General features: G+C 63.7%; 2 protein-coding genes. Both read right to left on the bottom strand.

Annotated elements, in window-relative coordinates; genetic code table 11:
• The coding region (locus X803_RS0110045) for a DUF222 domain-containing protein (RefSeq protein WP_162149224.1) at positions 1 to 664 on the bottom strand (664 nt) is incomplete at its 3' end.
• 307 nt (positions 665 to 971) lie between these two features.
• On the bottom strand, positions 972 to 1,541 hold the full coding sequence (locus tag X803_RS0110040; RefSeq protein WP_026545036.1) for a hypothetical protein: 570 nt from the start codon (positions 1,539 to 1,541) through the stop codon (positions 972 to 974).
• Between the last annotated feature and the right edge of the window lie 213 nt (positions 1,542 to 1,754).

The raw sequence follows: 1,754 nt of genomic DNA, 5'->3' as shown, positions 1-1,754 counted from the left end.
GGTAGGCGCTGAGCCAGGCCATGCCGTCGGGGGCGGGTTCGAGGAGTATCCGGCGGTCTGCGGTGGCACGGGTTGTGCGGATGGGTGCGGCGTCGGGGTGGAGCAGTTCGCGGAGGCCGCGGGCGTGGCGGGTGAGTTTGGGAACGGTGGACTGCTCGGCTGTTTCGACGAGTTCTTCTTCGAACCGGGCTACCGAGCCAGCGGGAACACCGACGCATTCCTCCACCACCGTGGTGGCATGCCGCCAGGACAGCCGTCCCGATTCCAGGCTGGTAAGGGTTTGACGGTGATGATGCACAAGGAGCCGGCTCTGCTCAACGAACGTCTTGGCAGACCGCGACGGCAGCCGCAGCAGGGCGCTGATCTCCTCCGCGGCCAGTGAAACAATGAAGGCATCTCGCTCGGCATGAGTTTGGGTCTTGGTTTGGGGCTCAACCTTGTCGGCTTGAGAGTTCGCCTCATCGGAGAGCGCAATTTCAGCTTCATAGAGCTCGCGGATCCGGTCCACGAGCCGGGCCTTCTGCGCTTCCGCCCAGCACTGCAGCTCGTTCAACCGTTCCAGGGTGTCCGTGGCGTCGGACAATGACTGCAATGCGCTGGTCGGCGGAAGCTCGACCATACCCCACGGCCCGGCAGGCTCCAGCTCGTCGCTGCCTTCCCACATCTGACCGGCAAACGCACCGCTGAACGGAATCTCCGTCCAGTCAGGCTCGCTCCGTGAGCCATCATAGGGGGAGGACCCTGGATGCGAGCTGCCGGAGGAGGAAGCTCCTGGATGGCGCGCGCCGGAAGGACCAGCGCCATCGGCGCCGAACGCGAACCCCTCCGAAAACCTCATAACCCCACTCCATCACCTGCCTCTGACAAAACCGGCGGGTCCTGGTCCTCGGTAGATTATGCCCAGAGCGAACAGCGTCGGAGCGCCCCACTTCGCCAGGCGTGTTTATCGCTCAAAGCGACATTGGGACCGATCACGAAGCTTCCTCCCGCGTTCCCGCACGGAGGTTTTGCATCCCACACAGAGACGGTGCAGAGCGACAGAGAGACGATGCAGCGGAGGGGCACAGCGGCGTGGCCGACGGCAGCCAGCTCCATCCACCCGGGTACTGTCTTAGATAGGAGATCCATGCAAGGAGACATTCCAGGCTGGTAAGGGTTTGACGGTGATGATGCACAAGGAGCCGGCTCTGCTCAACGAACGTCTTGGCAGACCGCGACGGCAGCCGCAGCAGGGCGCTGATCTCCTCCGCGGCCAGTGAAACAATGAAGGCATCTCGCTCGGCATGAGTTTGGGTCTTGGTTTGGGGCTCAACCTTGTCGGCTTGAGAGTTCGCCTCATCGGAGAGCGCAATTTCAGCTTCATAGAGCTCGCGGATCCGGTCCACGAGCCGGGCCTTCTGCGCTTCCGCCCAGCACTGCAGCTCGTTCAACCGTTCCAGGGTGTCCGTGGCGTCGGACAATGACTGCAATGCGCTGGTCGGCGGAAGCTCGACCATACCCCACGGCCCGGCAGGCTCCAGCTCGTCGCTGCCTTCCCACATCTGACCGGCAAACGCACCGCTGAACGGAATCTCCGTCCAGTCAGGCTCGCTCCGTGAGCCATCATAGGGGGAGGACCCTGGATGCGAGCTGCCGGAGGAGGAAGCTCCTGGATGGCGCGCGCCGGAAGGACCAGCGCCATCGGCGCCGAACGCGAACCCCTCCGAAAACCTCATAACCCCACTCCATCACCTGCCTCTGACAAAACCGGCGGG

It is taken from the genome of Arthrobacter sp. 35/47 (genome assembly GCF_000520475.1).
GTDB lineage: Bacteria > Actinomycetota > Actinomycetes > Actinomycetales > Micrococcaceae > Arthrobacter_D > Arthrobacter_D subterraneus.
The sequence above is the reverse complement of the archived record's forward strand: the minus strand, read 5'-3'. Positions and strand labels throughout refer to the sequence as shown.

Bases quoted from the DNA above. Each gene is read 5' to 3' on its own strand.
- X803_RS0110040 (WP_026545036.1), bottom strand. From the start codon at position 1,541: ATGTGGGAAGGCAGCGACGAGCTGGAGCCTGCCGGGCCGTGGGGTATG.